Below are 4,208 nucleotides of genomic sequence, written 5' to 3'. Positions count from 1 at the left end.
AAAATGCTTTTGCGAGATTAAAACATTTCCGTGCTATTGCAACTCGATTTGATAAACTAGCACGCAATTATAAATCTATGATCCGTATAGCCTGCATATTTATTTGGTGCAAAGCCAAATGAGGACACGCCCTAATTATAAAAAAATTGTCATTATATAAATCATTCATGTGCTAAGTACACATTTTGATAAAATAACGGTACAATATAGATTTTTTGTTTATAAATAATCTATTAGAGATAACATAACATGTTATTCAATTACAAATCTTTAATCTTTATTTCTAGTCTTGCCTTATTGTATGGTTGTGGTGAGAATAATTTTTCTGCTGGTGTAAGTCTCGGTGGATCAGGAACTGGGCTTGGAGGAGGGCAAAATCCAAATCCACCATTGGCTAGTAATCCTCCGAAAGAGGGATATCCTTCAATTCCACCAGACATATTGCCATCACCACCTATATTATCTCCAATAGAAAATGATATATCGAACCCTTTGGTAACTTTGTATTTATCTGGGAAAATCATAGATTACTGTGGTATTGTAGAACGCACATTACAACTTGAAGATCCTAAGACTGGTGAATTGATAGAAAAAGAACTAGCAATTCATTTGGAACATATCTCTCAATATGATTTTCAAAACTTTATAGTTCATATAAACGTTAAAAATCTAACAGATAAAAATATATATGAATATACAGATCAGTGTTTTTCACCAATATCATTAATAAACCATGATGTAAATAAGGCAGAAAAAAATGGAGTTTCTTGCCCAGATCAACAACAAATTAGCCTGATTAAACCGAACGAAACAAAAAGTTATCGTTATCAGTTCAAATTAGATGATGTGGGTGAGTGGAAAGTTGTTTACGATGCTAAATATGCAATTGATCATCCGGATCAATTAATTGATGAATGCACAGCTTCTCAATTAGTTATGTATGGTATAAATCATCGTGTAATAGCCCCTAATTAAAACGGACGCTTTGGACTGCTCCCATTATCCTAGACACGAGGCAGCCTCATTTTGAAGCTGCCTCAAATGCTTCTGGGCTCATTCCGTCGAGATACGAATGGCGCCTAATCCGATTGTAAAACATCTCGATGTAATCAAATACATCTGCTCGTGCCATTTCTCGTGTTTTATAGATCCTCTTTTTAATTCTTTCCTTCTTTAAGCTGCTAAAAAAAGATTCTGCAACAGCATTATCCCAACAGTTTCCTCGACGACTCATACTCGGAACCAAGTTATGCTTCTGACAGAATTTCTGCCAGTCTCCACTGCTATATTGTGAGCCTTGATCTGAATGTATGATCACAGGCTCATTTGGTCTGCGTCGCCACACGGCCATGAAAATTGCATCCAAAACGATATCCTTGGCAAGCGTAGGTTTCATTGACCAACCGATGACTTTCCTTGAATATAAACCAAGAGAACCACAGCCAGATATAACCAATCTTGCCAGGTGCGAATGTAAGTTATATCAGTCACCCAAGAAGTATCAGGCGTGTTTACAACAAACTCTCGATTTAAGTGATTTGGTGGAATGATTTGAGGACGACCATAGCCATAATTTTTATGCTTTTTATATCCTCGAACAGCGGCAATGCCATTGTTCTTCATGATCTTCAGCACACGATTAGGCCCACAGCTTTCCCCTAACTCTTTTAGATCCAGCATGATGCGACGATACCCATAGATACCATAACTGGCTTCATAAGAAGAGCGAATAAGTTGTAATAACCGTTTGTCTTCAATGGTTCTGCCTGATTCGGGTTCATGCAACCAGGCGTAATAGCCAGCACGAGCAATCTTAAGAACCCGACACATCGTTTTAATTTTAAACTGATGGCTGTATTCAAGGATAAACTGATACTTCACTCTGGCAGGCTTGCAAAGCGGCGTGAAAGCAGTGCTTTCACTTTAGGATATCCCGTTCCTCTTCAGTTTGTTTAAGCTGACTTTTAAGGCGCAGGATTTCTTTCTTTGCCTCAAGAAGTTCATGTTCATCAGGGTTATTGCGTAAAGGCTGTACGCCCTTTAGCCATTTATAAATGCTGTGCTGTGATACACCTAAGCGTTCTGCGACATCAGTGACAGAATATCCACGTTCAGTAATCAATTTAACTGCTTCATCTTTAAATTCTGGGGTATAGCGTTGTCCACTCATAATGTTCTCTCCTATGCAAAAAGAATAGACGAAATTTATCTAGGAGAGTGGTAGCAGTCCACTTTATCTGTTTGATGTAATTCTATAGCGCTTTATTAAATGAATAATAAATAGATAAATTAAAAAAGTGTGCAATATGCACACTTTTTTGATAATATGCAAAATATGTTCGAAATACACATTTATTAAAATTCTAAATTGATTAGGGAGCTGTGCCGATGTCTAAGTTTTTATTCGCTGTATTGGTGGTGGGGCCTATAGGGCTGACTGCTTGTATTTCTAATCCATATTCACAAGTGCAAAACTTACGTTTTCAAAATGCAACATTAAGCAATGATCAGCTGATTCGTGTACAACGTGATGATAAATTGTGTGCAGAAGACACTTTGGAAAAGCAGGGATGCCCAATTAACTTCTATATTGATAATATTTTGGCTGGCAATTTTTATGTAAATAATACTGCAAAATATCAATTAAAATCAGAATCTTATAATTTTAAGGTTAAGAATTGCACAGAAGCATCATGTCAAAGTTGTGATGTCGATTTGGCTATTGGTCAGTTGAGTAGTAATGAATTTGTGCTGTCGGTAGACAATGTTGGAAAACCATTTATTTTAAATAATGGAACTCCTCTGGTTTGTAAAACACCAGCAAAAGCAGCTAAAAGCATCACTGAAAAAACATTAACTCTAGATTTAGCTGCTGACACTTTATTTAAATTTAACGGTTCTTCTTTAAATGACCTACTTCCGAAAGGTCGCCAAGAAGTTTTAAACGTAGCTTCTCAAATTTTAAATAATTTTGTTTCTGTGAATCAAATTAAGTTGACAGGTTATACAGACCGTTTGGGCAGTGATAGCTATAACTTGCAATTAGGTCAAAATCGTGCAAATACCGTACGGAATTTGTTAGTTCAAAACGGTGTAGCTGGAAATATTATTTCGGCAGAGAGCGCTGGTAAACAACAACCCATCACGAATGGTTGTTTTGATGTGAAACAACGTGAAGAGCTAAAAACGTGTTTACAGCCAGACCGTCGTGTGAGTGTGGAAATCACGGGCATTACTAAGTAATTGAATTTTTCAATATAAGTAAATCTAATTTTGGGTGAGATATGACTAAGTTTATTGTAATAGAAAAAGATTCTTTAAATAAAGCAACGATTGATACAGCACATGTTAGCTTAAATGAAGCATCTATTGTTTATACTAAAATGAACCGCGATGATGTAGCTGAGTTTGTACGCGATGGAAATAATTTAGTACTTAAGCTTAAAAATGGAGAAATTATTGTTATAGAAGGTTTTTTCATAACATATGACGATGTTTCTTCTGACTTGGTTTTTGAAGAAGATGGATGTGTTCTCTATTGGTTTGATGGTGCTTCGGGCTTTAATCATATTCCTGGTTTAGAAGTTTTATTACCAGAAGCTGGTAGTAAGCTCATAGGACTCTTGCCATGGCTAGTTGGTGCTGGAGTTATAGGTGGTGTAATTGCTGCTACAAATGATGATGATAAAAAAGAGAGCATTCCTAACGGTACAAACAAAATTGGAGTAGAAACGAACGGTACTATCACAGGTAAAACAGAGAATGTGCCTGAAGGAACTAAGGTCAAGATTACTATTACAGGTCAAGACAAGGATGGCAAGTTAATTACCCATGAAGAAACTGTTAAGGTAGATAAAGATGGTAATTATACAACAGACGTGCCACCGGACTTTGCAGATGGTGAGCTTAAAGTAGAATCTGAAGTTATTGATCGTAATGGTAATACGGTAAAAGCAGAGGATAGTCTTGAAAAGACAGATCATGACAATAATCCGAGTACCCCAGATCAAGGTGGTTTAGATCGTGTTGATAGTGCAATCACGGTGGATATTGTTGAGTCAGGTTTAATTACAGGAACAACAACAGATGTTGCCCCAGGTACTAATGTTGTACTGACGATTACTGGTAAAGATGCCAACGGCAATCCAGTGACTGTGACCAAGACCGTACAGACAGATGCTTCAGGCCACTACAACAGTGCCTTAACA

General features: G+C 36.8%; 3 protein-coding genes and 2 pseudogenes. 4 read left to right on the top strand and 1 reads right to left on the bottom strand.

What is annotated here, in order from left to right; translation table 11 throughout:
• Positions 1-122 (top strand): annotated as a pseudogene (locus GTU69_RS16850) (IS5/IS1182 family transposase); the annotation flags it as partial.
• Positions 123-249: 127 nt separating this feature from the next.
• Positions 250-975, top strand: coding sequence for a hypothetical protein (locus GTU69_RS16845; RefSeq protein WP_166172211.1), 726 nt, complete (start codon positions 250-252; stop codon positions 973-975).
• A gap of 46 nt (positions 976-1,021) precedes the next feature.
• On the opposite strand, the pseudogene GTU69_RS16840 reads toward GTU69_RS16845, so the two are convergent.
• Positions 1,022-2,170 (bottom strand): annotated as a pseudogene (locus GTU69_RS16840) (IS3 family transposase).
• A gap of 218 nt (positions 2,171-2,388) precedes the next feature.
• Between GTU69_RS16840 and GTU69_RS16835 the strand changes: the two are divergent.
• Positions 2,389-3,243, top strand: coding sequence for an OmpA family protein (locus GTU69_RS16835; RefSeq protein ID WP_166172210.1), 855 nt, complete (start codon positions 2,389-2,391; stop codon positions 3,241-3,243).
• A 41-nt stretch (positions 3,244-3,284) separates the two neighbouring features.
• The coding region (locus GTU69_RS16830; protein ID WP_166172209.1) for a BapA prefix-like domain-containing protein at positions 3,285-4,208 on the top strand (924 nt) is incomplete at its 3' end.

The sequence above is a fragment of the Acinetobacter sp. SA01 genome (assembly GCF_011319235.1).
Classification (GTDB): domain Bacteria; phylum Pseudomonadota; class Gammaproteobacteria; order Pseudomonadales; family Moraxellaceae; genus Acinetobacter.
Note: the sequence above shows the minus strand (reverse complement) of the source record. Positions and strands in the feature narration are given on the sequence as shown.